Origin of the sequence: uncultured Xylophilus sp., from assembly GCA_913776965.1 — a bacterium.
Taxonomy (GTDB): domain Bacteria; phylum Pseudomonadota; class Gammaproteobacteria; order Burkholderiales; family Burkholderiaceae_C; genus Xylophilus.
The window spans coordinates 1-17,453 of record CAJYQL010000027.1 but is presented as its reverse complement, the minus strand read 5'-3'; the positions used below and the strand labels follow the sequence as shown (position 1 = coordinate 17,453).

Sequence of the window (17,453 nt, the reverse complement as noted above, 5' to 3'; positions counted from 1 at the left end):
GTGTTGGCCGCTTCCGTCAGGTAGCCGACCGACGCACCCGTCTGCTCGCCGATCCACTGAGCGCACGCCAGCAGGCCCGACGCGTCCGTATGGTGCGCCGCGGCGTTACCGAGCAGGATCGCCTTCCGCTCGCCGCGCAGGAGGCTCTGCGCCAAAGCAGTCGCAGCCTCATCGGCCACGCCGCCGAACGGGGACGCACCGCCCTTTTCGGCGCCGACCGCCGACGCCACCGCAGCCAATGCCTGCATCCACTGGTCGTGCGGCAGCACCGTCGAGGTCACGGGCATCGCCCAGTCGTTTTCGGTGGCACCGATGGCATGGACCACGCAGCCTTTGCGCGCCGCCTGACGGATGCGCTGGGCGAAGAGCGGATGGTCCTTGCGCAGGTTGGAACCGACGACCAACACCGATTGCAGTTGCGACAGCGATGAGATGGACGTGCCCAGCCAGCGAACGGCGCCGGCCGGTGCCGCCGTGAAGTCGGCATGGCGCAGACGATGGTCGATGTTGTCGCTGCCCAGGCCGCGCACCAACGCGCCGGCCAGGTACAGCTCTTCCAGGGTACTGTGCGGGCTGACCAGCGCGCCGATCGCGCCCGCGCCATGGTCCGCCTTGATCTGCCGCAGGCCGTTCGCGACGTATTCGAGCGCCGTCTGCCAGTCCACCGTCTTCCATTCGCCGCCCTGCTTCAGCATCGGCTGGGTCAGGCGGTCTTCGCCGTTGAGCGCTTCATAGGAGAAGCGGTCGCGGTCGGCGATCCAGCATTCGTTCACCGCCTCGTTCTCGAGCGGGAGCACGCGCATGACCTGGTTGTTCTTGACCTGGACGATCAGGTTGGCGCCGGTCGAATCGTGAGGGCTGACGGACTTGCGGCGCGACAGTTCCCAGGTACGGGCGCTGTAGCGGAACGGCTTGCTGGTCAGAGCGCCGACCGGGCAGATGTCGATCATGTTGCCGGACAGTTCCGAATCCACCGTGTCGCCGACGACGGTGGTGATCTCGGAATGCTCGCCGCGGTGAATCATGCCGAGTTCCATCACGCCGGCCACTTCCTGGCCGAACCGCACGCAGCGGGTGCAGTGGATGCAGCGGCTCATCTCTTCCATCGAGATGAGAGGACCGACGTCCTTGTGGACGACGACCCGCTTCTCTTCGGCATACCGGGAGGCGGAACCGCCGTAACCCACGGCGATGTCCTGCAGCTGGCATTCGCCACCCTGGTCGCAGATCGGGCAGTCCAGCGGATGGTTGATCAGCAGGAATTCCATCACCGACTGCTGGGCCTTGACCGCCTTGTCGCTCTTGGTGCGCACGACCATGCCGTTGGTCACCGGCGTGGCGCAGGCAGGCATCGGCTTGGGCGCTTTCTCCACTTCCACCAGGCACATGCGGCAGTTGGCGGCGATGGACAGCTTCTTGTGGTAGCAGAAATGCGGAATGTAGGTTCCCGCCTTCTCGGCCGCATGCATCACCATGCAGCCCTCGGCCACCTCGACCTTCCGGCCGTCGAGTTCTATTTCAACCATGTCGTGTATTCCGCGGTCTCAGGCGTGGGCCGTTCCGGCGGCGTTCCTGTTCTGCTGGATCAGTGCCTCGAACTCGGGGCGGAAGTGCTTGATCATCGCGCGCACCGGCATCGCCGCGGCATCGCCGAGGGCGCAGATCGTGCGGCCCTGGATGTTGTCCGCGACCGAATTGAGCAGATCCAGATCGCCTTCGCGGCCCTGGGTGTGCTGGATACGCTCGATCACGCGCCACATCCAGCCGGTGCCCTCGCGGCACGGCGTGCACTGGCCGCAGGACTCGTGCATGTAGAAATACGACAGACGCAGCAGCGATTCCACCATGCTGCGCGAATCGTCCATCACGATCACCGCGCCCGAGCCGAGCATCGAACCGGCTTTGGCGATGGAGTCGTAGTCCATCGTGCATTCCATGATGATCGACGCCGGCAGCACCGGCGCGGACGAACCGCCCGGGATCACCGCCTTGAGCTGGCGGCCCTTGCGCACACCGCCGGCGAGTTCCAGCAGCTTGGAGAAAGGCGTTCCCAGGGGGATCTCGTAGTTGCCGGGCTTTTCCACATCACCGGAGACCGAGAAGATCTTCGTACCGCCGTTGTTAGGCTTGCCCACGGCGAGGTAGGCCGCGCCGCCATTGCAAATGATCCAGGGGACCGCTGCGAAGGTTTCGGTGTTGTTGATCGTGGTGGGCTTGCCGTACAGGCCGAAGCTGGCCGGGAACGGCGGCTTGAAGCGGGGCTGGCCCTTCTTGCCTTCCAGCGATTCCAGCAGCGCAGTTTCCTCGCCGCAGATGTAGGCGCCGAAACCGTGGTGCGCATGCAGCTGGAAGCTGAAGGTGCTGCCCAGGATCCTGTCGCCCAGGTAGCCTGCGGCACGGGCCTCTTCCAGTGCTTCCTCGAAGCGTTCGTAGGTCTGGAAGATTTCGCCGTGGATGTAGTTGTAGCCCACGGTGATGCCCATCGCATACGCGGCGATGATCATCCCTTCGATGACGATGTGCGGGTTGAACTGCAGGATGTCGCGATCCTTGCAGGTACCGGGCTCGCCCTCGTCGGAGTTGCAGACGAGGTACTTCTGGCCGGGGAACTGACGGGGCATGAAGCTCCACTTCAGTCCGGTCGGGAAACCCGCACCGCCGCGGCCGCGCAGGCCGGACTCCTTGACCGTGGCGATCACCTGGTCCTGCGTCATGCCGGCATTCGGATCGAGCGGATGCCCTTCAGCGTCTGTCTGCACCGGTGCGTCGGCAGGCACGTCGAGCTTGCCGAGGATCTTGCGCAGAGCCTGGTAGCCGCCGCGCGCCTCGTAATGCTTCAGGGACCAGTTGGTGCCGTCGAGATCCGCATAGATCTGCGGCTCGATGTGCCGGTCGTGGAAGCAGGTCTGGACACCGGTGGCCTGGAACTGCGAGAGCACTTGTTGAGCGTTCATCTCAGACTCCCCGGGCTGAGCCGTCATCGGCGGCCCGCAGGCCGTCGACCAGCTGATCGAGCTTTTCGTCGCTCATGAAGCTGCACATCGTGCGGTCGTTGACCAGCATCACTGGCGCATCCGCACATGCACCCAGGCATTCGCTCTGCTGGAGCGTGAAACAGCCGTCGGCCGTGGTTTCGCCCATGGTGATACCGAGCTTCTTTTCCAGATAGTGCAACGCCTTCTGGCCATCGCGCAGCTGGCACGGCAGATTGGTGCAGACGTTCAGCTTGAACCGGCCGACCGGCTGCTGGTTGTACATGTTGTAGAACGTGGTCACCTCACGCACCGCGATCTCGGGCATCCCGAGAATCTCCGCGATGGCGGCCTCGCTCTCCTGGCTCACATGGCCCTGCTCCTGCTGCACGATGGACAGGCAGGCCATCACGGCCGACTGGCGAAGCTCGTACGGGTACTTGGCGATCTCGCGCTCGAAACGGGCGCGTGTGCTGTCGGAGATCATCGGTCAATCTCTCCAAAAACGATGTCCAGCGTGCCGATCACGGCGACGGCGTCGGCAATCATGTGACCGCGAGCCATCTCGTCCATGGCAGCCAGATGGGCGAAACCCGGCGCGCGGATTTTCAGGCGGTACGGCTTGTTGGCGCCGTCGCTGACAAGATAAATGCCGAACTCGCCCTTCGGGTGTTCGACGGCAGCGTAGGCTTCGCCTTCCGGCACGTGGAAGCCTTCGGTGAAGAGCTTGAAATGGTGGATCAGCTCCTCCATGTTCGCCTTCATCGATTCGCGGTCGGGCGCCGCTATCTTGTGGTTGTCGGTGATCACCGGACCCGGATTGACGCGCAGCCAGTCCACGCATTGCTTGATGATGCGGTTGGACTGGCGCATTTCCTCCATGCGCACCAGGTAGCGGTCGTAGCAGTCGCCGGTCTTGCCGACCGGGATGTCGAAGTCCATGCGGTCGTAGACGTCGTAGGGCTGCTTCTTGCGCAGGTCCCAGGCGATGCCGGAACCGCGGAGCATCGGCCCGGTCAGGCCGAGGTTCAGCGCTCGCTCCGGCGTCATGACGCCGATGCCCACCGTGCGCTGCTTCCAGATCCGGTTGTCCGTCAGCAGCGTGTGGTACTCGTCCATGTGATGGTCGAAGCGCTGCGTGAAGTCGTCGATGAAGTCGAGCAGCGAACCCTGCCGGTTCTCGTTCATCTTCGCCAGCGCCCGCGCATTGCGGATCTTGCTGACGGTGTACTGCGGCATCACGTCCGGCAGGTCGCGGTAGACGCCGCCCGGGCGGAAGTACGCCGCGTGCATGCGCGCGCCCGACACGGCTTCGTACATGTCGAACAGATCTTCCCGCTCGCGGAATGCGTAGATCAGGATGGTCGAGCTGCCGCAGTCGTTGCCGTGCGAGCCGAGCCACATCAGGTGGTTCAGCAGCCGGGTGATCTCGGCGAACATCACGCGGATGTACTGGGCGCGGATCGGCACCTCGAGGCTGAGCAGCTTCTCGATCGCCAGGCAGTAGGCGTGCTCGTTGCACATCATGGACACGTAGTCCAGCCGGTCCATGTAAGGCAGCGACTGGATGAAGGTCTTGTGCTCCGCCAGCTTTTCGGTCGCACGGTGCAGCAGGCCGATGTGCGGATCGGCGCGCTGGACCACTTCGCCGTCGAGCTCGAGCACCAGCCGCAACACGCCGTGGGCCGCAGGATGCTGCGGCCCGAAATTCAGGGTGTAGTTCTTGATTTCAGCCATGGGGATACCGTGGACGGCCGGGCCTAGTGCAGGCCGCCGTAGTTGTCTTCGCGGATGATGCGCGGCGTGACTTCGCGCGCTTCGATCGAGACGGGCTGGTAGACCACGCGCTGCAGTTCTGCGTCGTAGCGCATCTCGACATGGCCGAGCAGCGGGAAGTCCTTGCGGAACGGATGGCCGATGAAGCCGTAGTCGGTGAGGATGCGGCGAAGGTCCTCGTGGCCTTCGAACACGATGCCGAAGAGGTCGAACGCTTCGCGCTCGAACCAGTTCGCCGAGCTCCACAGCGGCGTGACCGACGGCACCGCCGGCAGATCGTCGTCGGCGCAGAACACCTTGACGCGCACACGCTGGTTCAGGCTTACGGACAGCAGATGGGAGACGACGGCATAGCGCTGGCCTTCCCACAGACCGTCGCGGTAGGTGGAATAGTCCACGCCGCAGATGTCGACCAGCTGCTCGAACTTGCAACCCGGCGCATCGCGCAGGGTCCGCATCGCCTCGGCGTAGTGCGCGGGAGCGATCACGACGGTGAGTTCGCCGAGCCGGATGTAGCTGCGCTGCAGACGGTCGCCCAGAGTGGCGACGATGGTCTGCTGCAACGCCTCGGGCGTGATCGCCGGCGCGTCGGTGGAAGCAAATGTGGCGATGTCGCTCATACGCGGGCAATCGTGTTGGTGCGGCGCACCTTCTGCTGCAACTGGATGATCCCGTAGATGAGCGCTTCGGCAGTCGGCGGGCAACCGGGCACGTAGACATCGACCGGCACGATACGGTCGCAACCGCGCACGACGGAATAGCTGTAATGGTAGTAACCGCCGCCGTTGGCACACGAGCCCATCGAGAGCACCCAGCGGGGCTCCGCCATCTGGTCGTAGACCTTGCGCAGCGCCGGCGCCATCTTGTTGCACAGTGTGCCGGCCACGATCATCAGATCGGACTGGCGCGGGCTGGCACGGAACACCTCGGCGCCGAAGCGGCCGATGTCGTAGCGGGCCGCTGCGGCATGCATCATCTCGACCGCGCAGCAGGCGAGGCCGAACGTCATCGGCCACAGCGAGCCGGTCTTGGCCCAGTTCACCACGGAGTCGTACGACGTCGTGACGAAGCCTTCCTTCAAAATACCTTCAATAGCCATGGATGTGCTCCCTTGTCGGACGCTGCCGGATCATTCCCAGTCCAGCGCGCCCTTCTTCCATTCGTAGGCGAAGCCCACCACGAGGATGCCGAGGAACAGGACCGCCGCCCAGAAGCCGGTCGGGCCGATGGTCTTCAGCGCCACCGCCCACGGGAACAGGAAGGCGATCTCGAGATCGAAAAGAATGAAGAGGATCGCGACGAGGTAGTACCGCACGTCGAACTGCATGCGGGCGTCTTCAAAGGCTTCGAAGCCGCACTCGTAGGGGGAATTCTTCGCCGCGTCGGGGCGGTTGGGGCCGAGGATGTAACCGAGAACCTGCGGCGCGATGCCGACACCTATGCCGACCAGGATGAACAGAAGGACGGGGAGGTACTGGTCGAGGTTCATCGTTGGGGAGGCTTTACCGCTGCACCGGCCCGGACAGAACATCCGGGCCGGCTAAGTTTGGTGCCGTCGGCGAGACTCGAACTCGCACAGCTTTCGCCACTACCCCCTCAAGATAGCGTGTCTACCAATTTCACCACGACGGCGGTTTTGCGCTGCTCGGATGGCATGAGGACCTTGCGGTGTTTGGCTTTCCGAGCAGACTCAGATTCTACTCCGGATTAACCCTGTTTTCCGGAGCGGACGCAGTTTTCGCGCAAGACGCGCCTCAAGGTGCCTTGGGCGCGGTGGCAGGTACAGCCGGTGCCGCGGGCGTGTTGCCGGGGATCTGCGATGCGGGACCGGTGTCGACCGGCGCGGCCGGTGCGGGCACCGGAGCCGAGACACCCGGACGGTCGAGCACGCTGCCCGAATCGGCGGGACGCAGGTTGCCGAAATAAGCGAGCGCCAGCGTGCAGACGAAGAACACGGCTGCCAGCACTGCAGTGCTGCGCGACAGGAAGTTCGCACTGCCGCTCGCGCCGAACAGGCTGCCGGATCCGCCGCTGCCGAACGCGGCGCCCATGTCGGCACCCTTTCCGTGCTGGACGAGGATCAGGCCGATCATGGCCAGGGCGGACAGCATCTGCACCGCGAGGATCACATTGAGAACGATGGTCATGGAAGAACTCCGAAGTCGGGAAGGCAGATGTCAGGCGCTGGCCGCACCGACGATGGCGAGGAAATCCGGCGCCTTGAGCGATGCGCCGCCGATCAGGCCGCCGTCGATGTCGGGCTGACCGAGCAGTTCCGCGGCATTGATCGCGTTCATGCTGCCGCCGTAGAGCACGCGGACCGTCGCGGCATCTGCCGCTGCCAGTTGCGCACGCAGATCGGCATGCACGGCCTGGGCCTGCTCCGGCGTCGCGGTGCGACCGGTGCCGATTGCCCAGACCGGCTCGTAGGCGACGACGATTTGCGCAGCCCGTTCGCCAAGCGCCGACAGCACCGCCGCCAGCTGGCGGCCGACGACCGCCGCGGTGTCGCCGGCCTCGCGCTCGGCCAGCGTCTCGCCGATGCAGACCACCGGCGTCAAGCCGGCGTCGAGCGCTGCGACTGCCTTGGCAGCCACCGTGGCGTCGGTTTCTGCGTGGTACTGGCGACGTTCGGAATGGCCGACCAGTACATAGCGCACGCCGAAGTCGCCGAGCATCGCGCCCGACACTTCGCCGGTGTAGGCGCCCTGCCGATGCGCCGACACGTCCTGTGCGCCGAGTGCGACTGCCGTGCCCTGCACGCGCTCACCGACCTGCGCCAGATACGGCGCGGGCACGCAGACTGCGACGTCGCAGCCCGGCGTGCCGAGACCGGCCAGGATGCCGTCGAGCAGCGCGGCATTGGCGGCCAGGCCGCCGTTCATCTTCCAGTTGCCGGCGATGAGTTTCTTGTTGTTCTGCATGAGAAGGTTTACCAGGTCAGGACGATCTTGCCGACGTGTGCGCCCGACTCCATAAGGGTGTGAGCCTGCGCAGCGTCGGCTGCGTCGAAGGTGGCATGGATCACGGGGCGCACGCAGCCCTCTGCGAGCAGCGGCCAGACACGCTCGCGCAACTCGCGGGCGATCGCGCCCTTGAATGCGACGGGACGCGGCCGCAGCGTCGAGCCGGTGATCGTCAGGCGCCGGCGCAGCACCAGCCCGGCGTTGAACGCCGCGCGCGTGCCGCCCTGCACCGCGATGATCACGATGCGGCCGTCTTCCGCCAGGCAGTCGACTTCGCGCGCCACGTAGTCGCCGGCGACCATGTCGAGCACCACGTCCACGCCGCGGCCCCCGGTGAGGCGCTTCGCCTCCTCGACGAAATCCTGCGTCTTATAGTTGATCGCGTGGTCGGCACCCAGTTGCAGACAGGAAGCGCACTTGTCGTCGCTGCCGGCGGTGACGATCACGGTCGCGCCCAGCGCCTTGCCGAGCTGGATCGCGGTCACGCCGATGCCGCTGGTGCCGCCCTGCACCAGCAGGGTTTCGCCGGCCTGGAGCCGGCCGCGCATGAAGACGTTGCTCCAGACGGTGAAGAAGGTCTCGGGCAGCGATGCCGCCTCGACGTCGCTCAGGCCGGCCGGCACCGGCAGGCACTGCGCGATCGGTGCGACCGCGAACTCGGCATAGCCGCCACCGGCGAGCAGCGCACACACGCGGTCGCCGAGGGCGAAGCCCGCGTCCGCGAGCGCCGCGGCATCGCCTTCGACGATCTCGCCCGCCACCTCCAGGCCGGGCACGTCCGACGCGCCCGGCGGCACCGGGTAGTTGCCGGTGCGCTGCAGCACGTCGGGCCGGTTCACGCCGCTGGCCGCGACGCGGATCAGCAGTTCGCCCGCCGAGGGGACCGGCCGGGCGCGCTCGCCCAGGCGAAGCACCTCGGGTGCTCCGAAGGACGTGATATCAACGACACGCATAAGGGCTCCGGATCGCATGATTTCAGAAGGAAATCGGGCTCCTGCGCTTGCCGCGCCTGCGCAGGTAGCTCCGAAAACGATAGCAACCCGAGGTTTAGCCCTGGCGGTTGCCGTCGAACGCCGGGCGTTCCGGGCGATCCAGCAGCGCCTTCAGCGACAGCTTCACGCGGCCCTTCTCGTCGGTCTCGAGGACCTTGACCTTCACGATCTGGCCTTCGGTCAGGTAGTCGGTCACCTTCTCGACGCGCTCGTGGGCGATCTGGCTGATGTGCAGCAGACCATCCTTGCCGGGCAGCAGGTTGATCAGCGCGCCGAAGTCCAGGATCTTCACGACCGGGCCTTCGTAGACCTTGCCGATCTCCACTTCCGCGGTGATCTGCTCGATGCGGCGCTTGGCCTCGTCGGCCTTGGCGCTGTCGGTCGAGGCGATGGTGATCGTGCCGTCTTCGTCGATGTTGATCTGCGTGCCGGTTTCCTCGGTCAGCGCACGGATGACCGAGCCGCCCTTGCCGATCACGTCGCGGATCTTCTCGGGGTTGATCTTCATCGTGTAGAGCTTGGGCGCGAAGCTGGAGACTTCGGTGTTGGCCGAGCCCATCGCTTCCTGCATCTTGCCGAGGATGTGCAGACGCGCCTCCTTGGCCTGGGCCAGGGCGACCTGCATGATTTCCTTGGTGATGCCCTGGATCTTGATGTCCATCTGGAGCGCGGTGATGCCGGTGGCGGAGCCCGCGACCTTGAAGTCCATGTCGCCGAGGTGGTCCTCGTCGCCCAGGATGTCGGTCAGCACGGCGAATCGGTTGGCGTCCTTGATCAGGCCCATCGCGATGCCGGCGACGTGCGTCTTGATCGGCACGCCGGCGTCCATCATCGACAGACAGCCGCCGCAGACCGAGGCCATCGACGAGGAGCCGTTGGATTCGGTGATCTCCGACACCACGCGGATGGTGTAGGGGAACTCGTCCTTCTGCGGCAGCACGGCGATCAGCGCGCGCTTGGCCAGGCGGCCGTGGCCGACTTCGCGGCGCTTGGTGGAGCCCATGCGGCCCACTTCGCCGGTGGCGAAGGGAGGCATGTTGTAGTGGAACAGGAAGCGGTCCTCGAACTCGCCGGCCAGCGCGTCGATACGCTGCGCGTCGCGCTCGGTGCCGAGCGTCGTGACGACCAGCGCCTGGGTCTCGCCGCGGGTGAACAGCGCGGAGCCGTGCGTGCGCGGCAGCACGGAATTTCGGATCTCGATCGGGCGCACGGTGCGGGTGTCGCGGCCGTCGATGCGCGGCTCGCCGGCCAGGATCTGGCTGCGGACGATCTTGGCCTCGATGTCGAACAGCAGGCCTTCGACCTTGACGCTGTCGAACGCGGTGCCGTCGGCCTTCAGGCCTTCCATGACGGAGGCGGTGGCTTCGCGCAGCGCCTGGGTGCGGGCCTGCTTGTTGCGCAGCTGGTAGGCGGCGCGCAGCTTCTCTTCGGCCAGGCCGTTGACCTTGGCGATCAGGGCATCGTCCTTCGCCGGCGGCTGCCAGTCCCAGACCGGCTTGCCGCCTTCGCGCACCAGTTCGTGGATCGCGTTGATCGCGATGTTGCCCTGCTCGTGGCCGAACACCACGGCGCCGAGCATGATGTCTTCGGACAGCTGCTGCGCTTCGGACTCGACCATCAGCACGGCGGATTCGGTGCCGGCGACGACCAGGTCGAGCTGCGAGTTCTTGCGGGCGGTCTGGCCCGGGTTCAGCACGTATTCGCCGTTGATGTAGCCCACGCGCGCGGCGCCGATCGGGCCGGCGAACGGGATGCCGGAGATCGCCAGCGCGGCGCTCACGCCGATCATCGCGGCGATGTCGGCATCGACCTCGGGGTTCAGCGACACGGTGTGGATCACCACGTGCACGTCGTTGAAGAAGCCTTCGGGGAACAGCGGGCGGATCGGACGGTCGATCAGGCGGCTGGTCAGGGTCTCGAGCTCGCTCGGCTTGGCTTCGCGTTTAAAGAAGCTGCCCGGGATCTTGCCGGCGGCGTACGTCTTCTCGATGTAGTCGACGGTCAGCGGGAAGAAGTCCTGGCCGCTCTTGGCGGTCTTGGAGGCGGCGACGGTGGCCAGCACCACCGTGCCTTCGATGTCGACCAGTACCGCACCGGCGGCCTGGCGGGCGATTTCGCCGGTTTCCATGCGGACGGTGTGCTCGCCCCACTGGAAGGTCTTGGTGATCTTGTTGAAGATGCTCATGGCGTTCCTTTTCTGCTCTCGGAGGAAGGGATGGCAGGCCGTTCGGGGCCTGCCGGGGCCGGAGGGCAGTCCAGAACACGATGCCATTCCAGCGACCCTCGTCGGGAGGACCGGTGGAATGACACAGCTTCGCTCTGTCGTGCGGCTCCGGAAGTGCAAAACGCCTGAGCTAGCGGGCTAACTCAGGCGTTTCGTGCATGCGTGGCGCTTACTTGCGCAGGCCCAGCTTGGCGATCAGGGCGGTGTAACGGTCAGCGTCCTTGGCCTTCAGGTAGTCCAGCAGCTTGCGGCGGCGGCTCACCATGCGCAGCAGGCCGCGACGACCGTGGTGGTCCTTAGCGTGCGTCTTGAAGTGCGGGGTGAGTTCGTTGATGCGAGCCGTCAGGATGGCGACCTGGACTTCGGGGCTGCCGGTGTCGTTGGCGGAACGGGCGTTGTCCTTGACGACTTGCGCCTTGATGGAGGATTCGATCATGTTGTTTTTCCGGTGATGTTTGACTTGCGAGGGGCACTGGAAATGCGCCCCACGTGTGCCTTGCCGAATGCAAAGCCCGTCGATTATAACGTGGCCGACCTTTGCCTGTTCCCTCGCCTGATCGCCGGAGCCGTCCATGCCGCCCACCGCACCGTTACCCACTTCCCGCACCTACTGGAGCCTGGCCCTGCTCGCCGCCGCGGCGGCGAGTCTGCTGCTGCTGATGCCCGCACCGGCCGAAGCTGCGCGGCGGACCGGGGAGACCAGCGCGGCACCGGTGGCGGACAGCGCTCCCCGGGTGCGGCGCCACCGCGTCCAGCGGCCCCGGGTCCAGCGCAGCAGCTCCGACGAATCCACCGCCGAGCGCGACCGCCGCCTGGCCCGCGAGTGCCGCGGGCGGCCGAACGCGGGCGCCTGCCTCGGCTTCGGCGGCTGATCCGCGCGGTGCCGGTCAGGCCGGCCGCTGCATCCGGCAGTTGGTCGGCTGCTCGGCCCGGGCTGCCGGAATGGTGCGGATCACCCGGAAACCGTAGCCCGAGCCCTCCACATCGAACTTCACGCCGGGCTGGCCCTTGCGGCCCATCTCGCCGACGACCAAGTTCTGCTGGAACTGATGGTCCGCTGCCCGCATCCGGCCGGACTGTCCGCTGAGCGCGACCTCGGACTGCTCCAGCGCCCGGGCAATCGCGGTGGTGTCGGTACTGCCCGCGCGCTCGACCGCCTGGGCGAGCGACTCGACCATCAGCTGCATCCGCATGTGGACATAGTCGTCCGCCGGCTGCGGATAGCGCTGGCGGAAGGCGGTGTAGAACGCCTCGCTCTGCGCGCCCGGCACATTCGGCAGCCAGTCGGCCACTGCGACCACCCGGCCGACACCCGCATCGCCGAGCGCTGCCGGCGCGCCGAGCGCGTTGCCGTAGAAGGTGTAGAACTTGCCGTCGAAGCCCGCCTCGCGCGCCGCCTTCACCAGCAGCGTCAGGTCGTTGCCCCAGTTGCCGGTGATGACTGCCTGCGCACCGCTGGCGCGAATCTTGGCCGCGTAAGGCGCGAAGTCCTTCACCCGGCCCATCGGATGCAGCTCGTCGCCGACGATTGCCACGTCCGGCCGCTGGGCCGCCAACTGCCGGCGCGCCTCGCGCAGCACCGCCTGGCCGAAGCTGTAGTCCTGGCCGATGAGATACACGCTCCGCACTGCGGCATCGTCGCGCAGCACCTCCATCAGCGCGGCCATGCGCATGTCGGCATGGGCGTCGTAGCGGAAGTGCCAGAAGCTGCACTTCTCGTTGGTCAGCACCGGGTCCACCGCCGAGTAGTTGAGGAACACCACCCGCCGCTGCGGGTCGCGCGCGTTGTGCTTGTCGATCGCGTCGAGCAGCGCGGCGGCGGTGGCCGACGAGTTGCCCTGCATCACCACCTGCGCACCGTCGTCGATCGCTGCGCGCAGGGCCGACAGCGCCTCCTCGTTCTGGCCCTTGCTGTCGTAGCGCGTCAACTGCAGCGGACGGGCACCGCCGGCCGCCGCCGGCAGGCGGACGCCGCCCCGCGCGTTGACCCGCTCGACCGCCCAGACGAGGTTGCGGAACACGGCCTCGCCCGCATTCGAGAAGCTGCCGGACAGGCTTTCGATCATCGCGATGCGCAGCGGCGGCGGCGGCGCGGCGGTCTGCGCGCCGGCCGAAAAAACCGAAAGAAATATTGCTGCGCCGGCCCATTTCAAGACGCGCGAAACCAAATTTTTTCTGCCCATTTTTCCCCCTTGAAACCGCCCCGGCCGTGCGCAGATTCGCTCCATGCGGCGCTCATCCAGTCCGAGGGCCGCGCAGTGTACTAGGAGCCATTTCCATGTTTTTCGCACCGGTCATCCGCCGTTCCGCCTATGTGCCCGCCCTGCGTCCGGTCGATCGCAGCTTCGAGCGTTTCGTCAGCGATGCGCTGCAGCCGGCACGTGCCCGCAACCTGGACGTGACCCAGGACGACACGAGCTGGAAACTGCAGCTCGACCTGCCCGGCGTGTCCCGCGAGCAACTCACCATCGGCATCGAGGGATCGACCGTGCGCATTGCCACCGTCGAAGGCGCAGCCCGCAGCTTCCAGGCGAACTACGAGCTGCCGCAGGAGATCGATCCGGCCACCAGCCAGGCCAAGCTGGAGAACGGTGTGCTGAGCTTGGTGCTCGGCAAGAAGGCGCCGGTCAGCAACGTGACGCAGCTGCAGATCAGCTGACCGTCCCTGCCGCTCGCTGGGCGGCCGCTGCAAAGCGCTAAAAAGAAAAGGCCTGCCGGATCGCCCGGCGGGCCTTTTTGCGTGCGGCGGCGCCGCTTGCAAAAAACTCAGGTCACGTCCAGCGCATCCAGCGCATCCAGCGCGTCGAGCGGCCAGCGCGGCCGCACGTCGAAGCTGTAGCGCCGGTCGGCGGTCGCGATGCCCGCATCCAGCCGCATGGCCGCCGCGAGCGCGATCATCGCGCCGTTGTCGGTGCAGAGGTGCAGCTCGGGATAGTGGACCCGCACCCCGCGCCTGGCGCAGGCGGCGTCGAGCGACGCGCGCAGCGACCGGTTGGCGCCCACGCCGCCCGCGACGACGATACGCCTGAGCCCCGTCTCCTTCAGCGCGGCGAGCGACTTTTTCACCAGCACCTCGACGATCGCCGCCTGGGTGGAGGCCGCGAGGTCGGCCTTGCGGGCGTCGAGCCCGTCGCCGAGCTTCTTCGCCTGGGTGAGCACCGCCGTCTTCAGGCCGGCGAAGGAGAAGTCGAGATTGCCGCTATGCTGCAGCGGCCGCGGCAGCGCGAACGCCTGCGGATCGCCCTCCTCCGCCAGCCGCGCCAGCGCCGGCCCGCCCGGGTAGCCGAGGCCGAGCAGCTTGGCGCTCTTGTCGAAGGCCTCCCCGGCCGCATCGTCGATCGTCTCGCCGAGCAGCGTGTAGCGGCCCACGCCGTCGACCCGCATCAGCTGCGTGTGGCCGCCGGACACCAGCAGGGCGACGAAGGGGAATTCGGGCGGATCGGCGCTCAGGAACGGCGACAGCAGATGCCCTTCCAGATGGTGCACGCCGAGCACCGGACGGCCGAGCGACGCACCCAGCGCACATGCGACCCCGGCGCCGACCAGCAGCGCCCCCGCCAGCCCCGGTCCGCGGGTGAAGGCGACCACGTCGGTCTGCGCGAGCGTGCGGCCCGCCTCGGCCAGCACCGTCTCGGCCAGCGGCAGGACCCGGCGGATGTGGTCGCGGCTCGCGAGTTCGGGCACCACGCCGCCGTAGGCCTGGTGCATCTCGATCTGGCTGTGCAGCGCATGGGCGAGCAGCCGCGGCACGCCGCCCTCGGCGCGGGTTTCGACCAGGGCCACGCCCGTTTCGTCGCAGGAGGATTCGATTCCGAGTACCAGCATGCGGCCGAGTGTAGGCCTTGGACAACAGCGGCCCGGGCATGATGCGCGGCCCCGCGGCATGGCACTTGCTGCGAAGCTTTCCGTCACGGCTTTCCGCATTCCATGAAATCTGGCCTGAGTTTTTTGATCGCCGCGCGCCGCTGCGAGATCCGCGACCTGGAACAGCTGCTGCTGACCGGCGAACTGGTCGAGTGCTGCGGCCGGCTGATCCATGCGTTGCAGCGCGAGCGCGGCATGACCAACGTCTTCCTCGCCTCCCGCGGCAGCCGCTGGGCGGTCGAGCGCCGCCAGCAGGTGGCCGACTGCCTGCGGCTGGAGGACGAGGCACGGGCCGCCTTCGATCGGCTGGACACCGAGGGCAGCCGCATCGGCAACGGCGCCCGGCTGTTCAGCCGCATCGCCTATGCGCTGCACGACCTGGAATCGCTGCCGGCGCTGCGCCGGCGCATCGACGCGGTGGACGGCATCGGCGCGGCCGAGTCGACGCAGGCCTTCATCGGCCTGGTCGCCCGGCTGCTCGCCGTCGTGTTCGAGGCCGCGGACAGTGCCGGCGATCCGCAGGTGTCGCGGCAGCTGGTCGCGATGTTCAATTTCATGCAGGGCAAGGAATTCGCCGGCCAGGAGCGCGCCACCGGCGCCGCCGCCTTCACCAGCGGCCGGTCCGACCTGCGCCGCCAGCAGCAGTGGCTGCACCTGATCGATTCGCAGGAGCGCTGCTTCCAGGTTTTCGTCGATCTGGCCGAGCCGGGCCCGCTCGTGCTCTGGCACGCGTGCGCCACCGGCCCGACCGTGCCCGAACTGGAACGGCTGCGGCGCATCGGCTGCACCGCACCGGTCGATGCGCCGCTGGCGCCCGACCTGAGCCCGGTCTGGTTCGACTGCTGCTCGGCGCGCATCGACGGCATGCAGGCGGTCGAGAGCCGGCTCGCGGCCGACCTGCTGCAACTCTGCCGCGACCGGATCGCCCAGGCGCGGCAGGACCTGCAGTCGCAGCAGTCGCTGCTGGATGCGCTCGCCTGCCCACCCGCGCCGGCGGGCGCCGGTTTCGCGGCGCAGGGTGCCGACGGCTTCCACGTCGCGCCGCAGGTCTACGGCCCGCACCTGGAGCGTTCAGTGCTGGAGTTGCTGCAGGAGCAGTCCCGCCGGCTGCAGGCGATGCACGACGAGCTGGCGACCGTGCGCGCCTCGCTCGACGAACGCAAGCGGGTCGAGCGTGCGAAGGGCCTGCTGATGGCGCACCGCCAGATCAGCGAGGACGACGCGCACAAGATGCTGCGCCAGACCGCGATGAGCCAGAACCGCCGGCTGGTGGATGTCGCCGAGGCCGTGCTGGCGATGGCCGATCTGCTGCCCGGACCCGCGCGCTGATCTGCGCGGCGGCGCATTGGTGCGCCGCACCATCGCACCGCACCACAACGGGGCCGCTTCGCCACCGCGGCATCCGCAGGCGCCCGTTTGCCGATCCCGCAGCATGCCCCCGGCCCCCAACGCAGCTGGCACGGTTTCTGCTGATCTCCCTGCGACACCCGGCCAATGGCGGTCGGGTTCACCAGTCACCCGACCTCACGGACAACGGCGTCCATTCCCTTACCGCGGCGCAGCGGTCCGGGAGTGGACGCCGTCTTCGTTTCCGGACCGCTTACCCGCTACGCAAGGAGTTGATGATGACCCCGCAGCCTTCCACCGTCCCGGCCGATACGACCACCGACACGACCGCCGCTCCCGCCCAGAACCGCCGTGCGTTCCTGGGCCGCACCGGTGCCCTCGGCGCCGCCACCTTCTTCTCGACCCTCGGTCACAGCGGCGTCTGGGCCGCCGGTTCCGACGCCCCCGAGAAGACCGAAGTGAAGATCGGCTTCATCCCGCTGACCGACTGCGCCAGCGTCGTGATGGCCTCGGTGCTCGGGATCGACAAGAAGTACGGCGTGAAGATCGTGCCCAGCAAGGAAGCCAGCTGGGCCGGCGTGCGCGACAAGCTGGTCAACGGCGAACTCGACTTCGCCCATGTGCTGTACGGCCTGGTCTACGGCGTGCACCTCGGTGTGGGCGGTCCGAAGAAGGACATGGCCGTGCTGATGACGCTCAACAACAACGGCCAGGCGATCACGCTGTCGAAGAAACTGGCCGACAAGGGCGCGGTCGACGGCGCCTCGCTCGCCAAGCTGATGGCGGCCGAGAAGCGCGAATACACCTTCGCCCAGACCTTCCCGACCGGCACCCATGCGATGTGGCTGTACTACTGGCTGGCAGCCAATGGCATCAACCCGATGAAGGACGCGAAGTCGATCGTGGTGCCGCCACCCCAGATGGTGGCCAACATGCGCGTCGGCAACATGGACGGCTTCTGCGTCGGCGAGCCCTGGGGCCACCGCGCGATCATGGACGGCATCGGCATCACCGCCGTCACCACGCAGGACATCTGGAAGGACCATCCGGAAAAGGTGCTGGGCACGTCGGCCGACTTCGTCAAGAAGAACCCGAACACCGCACGCGCGGTGACCGCCGCCATCCTCGAGGCCAGCAAGTGGATCGACGGCGGACTGTCGAACAAGAACAAGATGGCCGAGACGATCGCCGAGAAGAGCTACGTCAACACCAGCGTGGACGCGATCAACCAGCGCATCCTGGGCCGCTACCAGAACGGCCTGGGCAAGACCTGGGACGACCCGAACTACATGAAGTTCTACAACGACGGCGC

General features: G+C 67.0%; 17 protein-coding genes, 1 tRNA gene and 1 pseudogene. 4 read left to right on the top strand and 15 right to left on the bottom strand.

Features of this window, described 5'->3' with window-relative positions:
* From nuoG to rpsO, 13 genes and pseudogenes are all read right to left on the bottom strand, one after another.
* Positions 1 to 1,526, bottom strand: a 1,526-nt coding sequence (nuoG, locus tag QZ500_RS04685; RefSeq protein ID WP_295851473.1) for an NADH-quinone oxidoreductase subunit NuoG, incomplete at its 3' end; no start/stop codon positions are given.
* 18 nt (positions 1,527 to 1,544) lie between these two features.
* The gene (nuoF, locus tag QZ500_RS04680; RefSeq protein ID WP_295851470.1) at positions 1,545 to 2,954 is read right to left on the bottom strand and encodes an NADH-quinone oxidoreductase subunit NuoF; all 1,410 of its coding nucleotides are present in this window, start codon (positions 2,952 to 2,954) and stop codon (positions 1,545 to 1,547) included.
* Position 2,955: 1 nt separating this feature from the next.
* The gene (gene nuoE, locus QZ500_RS04675; RefSeq protein ID WP_295851468.1) at positions 2,956 to 3,459 is read right to left on the bottom strand and encodes an NADH-quinone oxidoreductase subunit NuoE; all 504 of its coding nucleotides are present in this window, start codon (positions 3,457 to 3,459) and stop codon (positions 2,956 to 2,958) included.
* Positions 3,456 to 4,709 carry an NADH-quinone oxidoreductase subunit D gene (locus QZ500_RS04670; RefSeq protein WP_295851466.1) on the bottom strand — a complete coding sequence of 418 codons (1,254 nt, stop codon included), beginning with the start codon at positions 4,707 to 4,709 and terminating at the stop codon, positions 3,456 to 3,458. The genes nuoE and QZ500_RS04670 overlap by 4 nt, the downstream gene beginning before the upstream one ends.
* Before the next feature lie 23 nt (positions 4,710 to 4,732).
* Positions 4,733 to 5,368, bottom strand: a complete 636-nt coding sequence (locus QZ500_RS04665; RefSeq protein WP_295851463.1) for an NADH-quinone oxidoreductase subunit C — start codon at positions 5,366 to 5,368, stop codon at positions 4,733 to 4,735.
* Positions 5,365 to 5,847 (bottom strand): NADH-quinone oxidoreductase subunit B family protein, encoded by a 483-nt coding sequence (locus QZ500_RS04660; RefSeq protein WP_295851459.1) that lies wholly within the window; start codon positions 5,845 to 5,847, stop codon positions 5,365 to 5,367. Before QZ500_RS04660 ends, QZ500_RS04665 begins: the two co-directional genes overlap by 4 nt.
* A 30-nt stretch (positions 5,848 to 5,877) precedes the next feature.
* Entirely contained in the window at positions 5,878 to 6,237 is a 360-nt protein-coding gene (locus tag QZ500_RS04655) for an NADH-quinone oxidoreductase subunit A (protein ID WP_295851457.1), read from the bottom strand.
* 58 nt (positions 6,238 to 6,295) lie between these two features.
* Positions 6,296 to 6,380 (bottom strand) — tRNA-Leu (locus QZ500_RS04650).
* A gap of 122 nt (positions 6,381 to 6,502) precedes the next feature.
* Entirely contained in the window at positions 6,503 to 6,895 is a 393-nt protein-coding gene (gene secG, locus QZ500_RS04645; protein WP_295851454.1) for a preprotein translocase subunit SecG, read from the bottom strand.
* Positions 6,896 to 6,925: 30 nt separating this feature from the next.
* Positions 6,926 to 7,672 carry a triose-phosphate isomerase gene (gene tpiA / locus QZ500_RS04640; RefSeq protein WP_295851452.1) on the bottom strand — a complete coding sequence of 249 codons (747 nt, stop codon included), beginning with the start codon at positions 7,670 to 7,672 and terminating at the stop codon, positions 6,926 to 6,928.
* 8 nt (positions 7,673 to 7,680) lie between these two features.
* Positions 7,681 to 8,667: an NAD(P)H-quinone oxidoreductase gene (locus QZ500_RS04635; RefSeq protein WP_295851450.1), complete on the bottom strand. Its 987-nt coding sequence runs from the start codon at positions 8,665 to 8,667 to the stop codon at positions 7,681 to 7,683.
* Positions 8,668 to 8,779: 112 nt separating this feature from the next.
* Positions 8,780 to 10,891: pseudogene (gene pnp / locus QZ500_RS04630) on the bottom strand (polyribonucleotide nucleotidyltransferase); the annotation flags it as partial.
* 208 nt (positions 10,892 to 11,099) lie between these two features.
* Positions 11,100 to 11,366 (bottom strand): 30S ribosomal protein S15, encoded by a 267-nt coding sequence (gene rpsO, locus QZ500_RS04625; RefSeq protein WP_295851448.1) that lies wholly within the window; start codon positions 11,364 to 11,366, stop codon positions 11,100 to 11,102.
* Positions 11,367 to 11,502: 136 nt separating this feature from the next.
* Between rpsO and QZ500_RS04620 the strand changes: the two genes are divergently transcribed.
* Complete coding sequence (locus tag QZ500_RS04620; RefSeq protein ID WP_295851446.1) at positions 11,503 to 11,802, top strand: hypothetical protein; 300 nt, start codon at positions 11,503 to 11,505, stop codon at positions 11,800 to 11,802.
* A 15-nt stretch (positions 11,803 to 11,817) separates the two neighbouring features.
* On the opposite strand, the gene QZ500_RS04615 is transcribed toward QZ500_RS04620, so the two are convergent.
* On the bottom strand, positions 11,818 to 13,113 hold the full coding sequence (locus QZ500_RS04615; protein WP_295851443.1) for a branched-chain amino acid ABC transporter substrate-binding protein: 1,296 nt from the start codon (positions 13,111 to 13,113) through the stop codon (positions 11,818 to 11,820).
* Positions 13,114 to 13,208: 95 nt separating this feature from the next.
* Between QZ500_RS04615 and QZ500_RS04610 the strand changes: the two genes are divergently transcribed.
* A complete protein-coding gene (locus QZ500_RS04610) occupies positions 13,209 to 13,589 on the top strand; it encodes an Hsp20/alpha crystallin family protein (protein WP_295851440.1) in 381 nt (126 codons plus the stop codon).
* A gap of 107 nt (positions 13,590 to 13,696) precedes the next feature.
* On the opposite strand, the gene tsaD is transcribed toward QZ500_RS04610, so the two are convergent.
* Entirely contained in the window at positions 13,697 to 14,755 is a 1,059-nt protein-coding gene (gene tsaD, locus QZ500_RS04605) for a tRNA (adenosine(37)-N6)-threonylcarbamoyltransferase complex transferase subunit TsaD (protein WP_295851437.1), read from the bottom strand.
* A gap of 102 nt (positions 14,756 to 14,857) precedes the next feature.
* Here tsaD and QZ500_RS04600 point away from each other — a divergent pair, with 102 nt between their 5' ends.
* Together QZ500_RS04600 and QZ500_RS04595 are read left to right on the top strand one after the other, a co-directional pair.
* Positions 14,858 to 16,123: a nitrate regulatory protein gene (locus tag QZ500_RS04600; RefSeq protein WP_295851434.1), complete on the top strand. Its 1,266-nt coding sequence runs from the start codon at positions 14,858 to 14,860 to the stop codon at positions 16,121 to 16,123.
* A 296-nt stretch (positions 16,124 to 16,419) separates the two neighbouring features.
* Positions 16,420 to 17,453 (top strand): CmpA/NrtA family ABC transporter substrate-binding protein (locus tag QZ500_RS04595; RefSeq protein WP_295851431.1); only part of this gene is annotated, 1,034 nt, incomplete at its 3' end.

Coding starts and splice junctions, on each gene's coding strand:
- nuoF (WP_295851470.1), bottom strand. CDS start 2,954: ATGAACGCTCAACAAGTGCTCTCGCAGTTCCAGGCCACCGGTGTCCAG.
- nuoE (WP_295851468.1), bottom strand. CDS start 3,459: ATGATCTCCGACAGCACACGCGCCCGTTTCGAGCGCGAGATCGCCAAG.
- QZ500_RS04670 (WP_295851466.1), bottom strand. CDS start 4,709: ATGGCTGAAATCAAGAACTACACCCTGAATTTCGGGCCGCAGCATCCT.
- QZ500_RS04665 (WP_295851463.1), bottom strand. CDS start 5,368: ATGAGCGACATCGCCACATTTGCTTCCACCGACGCGCCGGCGATCACG.
- QZ500_RS04660 (WP_295851459.1), bottom strand. CDS start 5,847: ATGGCTATTGAAGGTATTTTGAAGGAAGGCTTCGTCACGACGTCGTAC.
- QZ500_RS04655 (WP_295851457.1), bottom strand. CDS start 6,237: ATGAACCTCGACCAGTACCTCCCCGTCCTTCTGTTCATCCTGGTCGGC.
- secG (WP_295851454.1), bottom strand. CDS start 6,895: ATGACCATCGTTCTCAATGTGATCCTCGCGGTGCAGATGCTGTCCGCC.
- tpiA (WP_295851452.1), bottom strand. CDS start 7,672: ATGCAGAACAACAAGAAACTCATCGCCGGCAACTGGAAGATGAACGGC.
- QZ500_RS04635 (WP_295851450.1), bottom strand. CDS start 8,667: ATGCGTGTCGTTGATATCACGTCCTTCGGAGCACCCGAGGTGCTTCGC.
- rpsO (WP_295851448.1), bottom strand. CDS start 11,366: ATGATCGAATCCTCCATCAAGGCGCAAGTCGTCAAGGACAACGCCCGT.
- QZ500_RS04620 (WP_295851446.1), top strand. CDS start 11,503: ATGCCGCCCACCGCACCGTTACCCACTTCCCGCACCTACTGGAGCCTG.
- QZ500_RS04615 (WP_295851443.1), bottom strand. CDS start 13,113: ATGGGCAGAAAAAATTTGGTTTCGCGCGTCTTGAAATGGGCCGGCGCA.
- QZ500_RS04610 (WP_295851440.1), top strand. CDS start 13,209: ATGTTTTTCGCACCGGTCATCCGCCGTTCCGCCTATGTGCCCGCCCTG.
- tsaD (WP_295851437.1), bottom strand. CDS start 14,755: ATGCTGGTACTCGGAATCGAATCCTCCTGCGACGAAACGGGCGTGGCC.
- QZ500_RS04600 (WP_295851434.1), top strand. CDS start 14,858: ATGAAATCTGGCCTGAGTTTTTTGATCGCCGCGCGCCGCTGCGAGATC.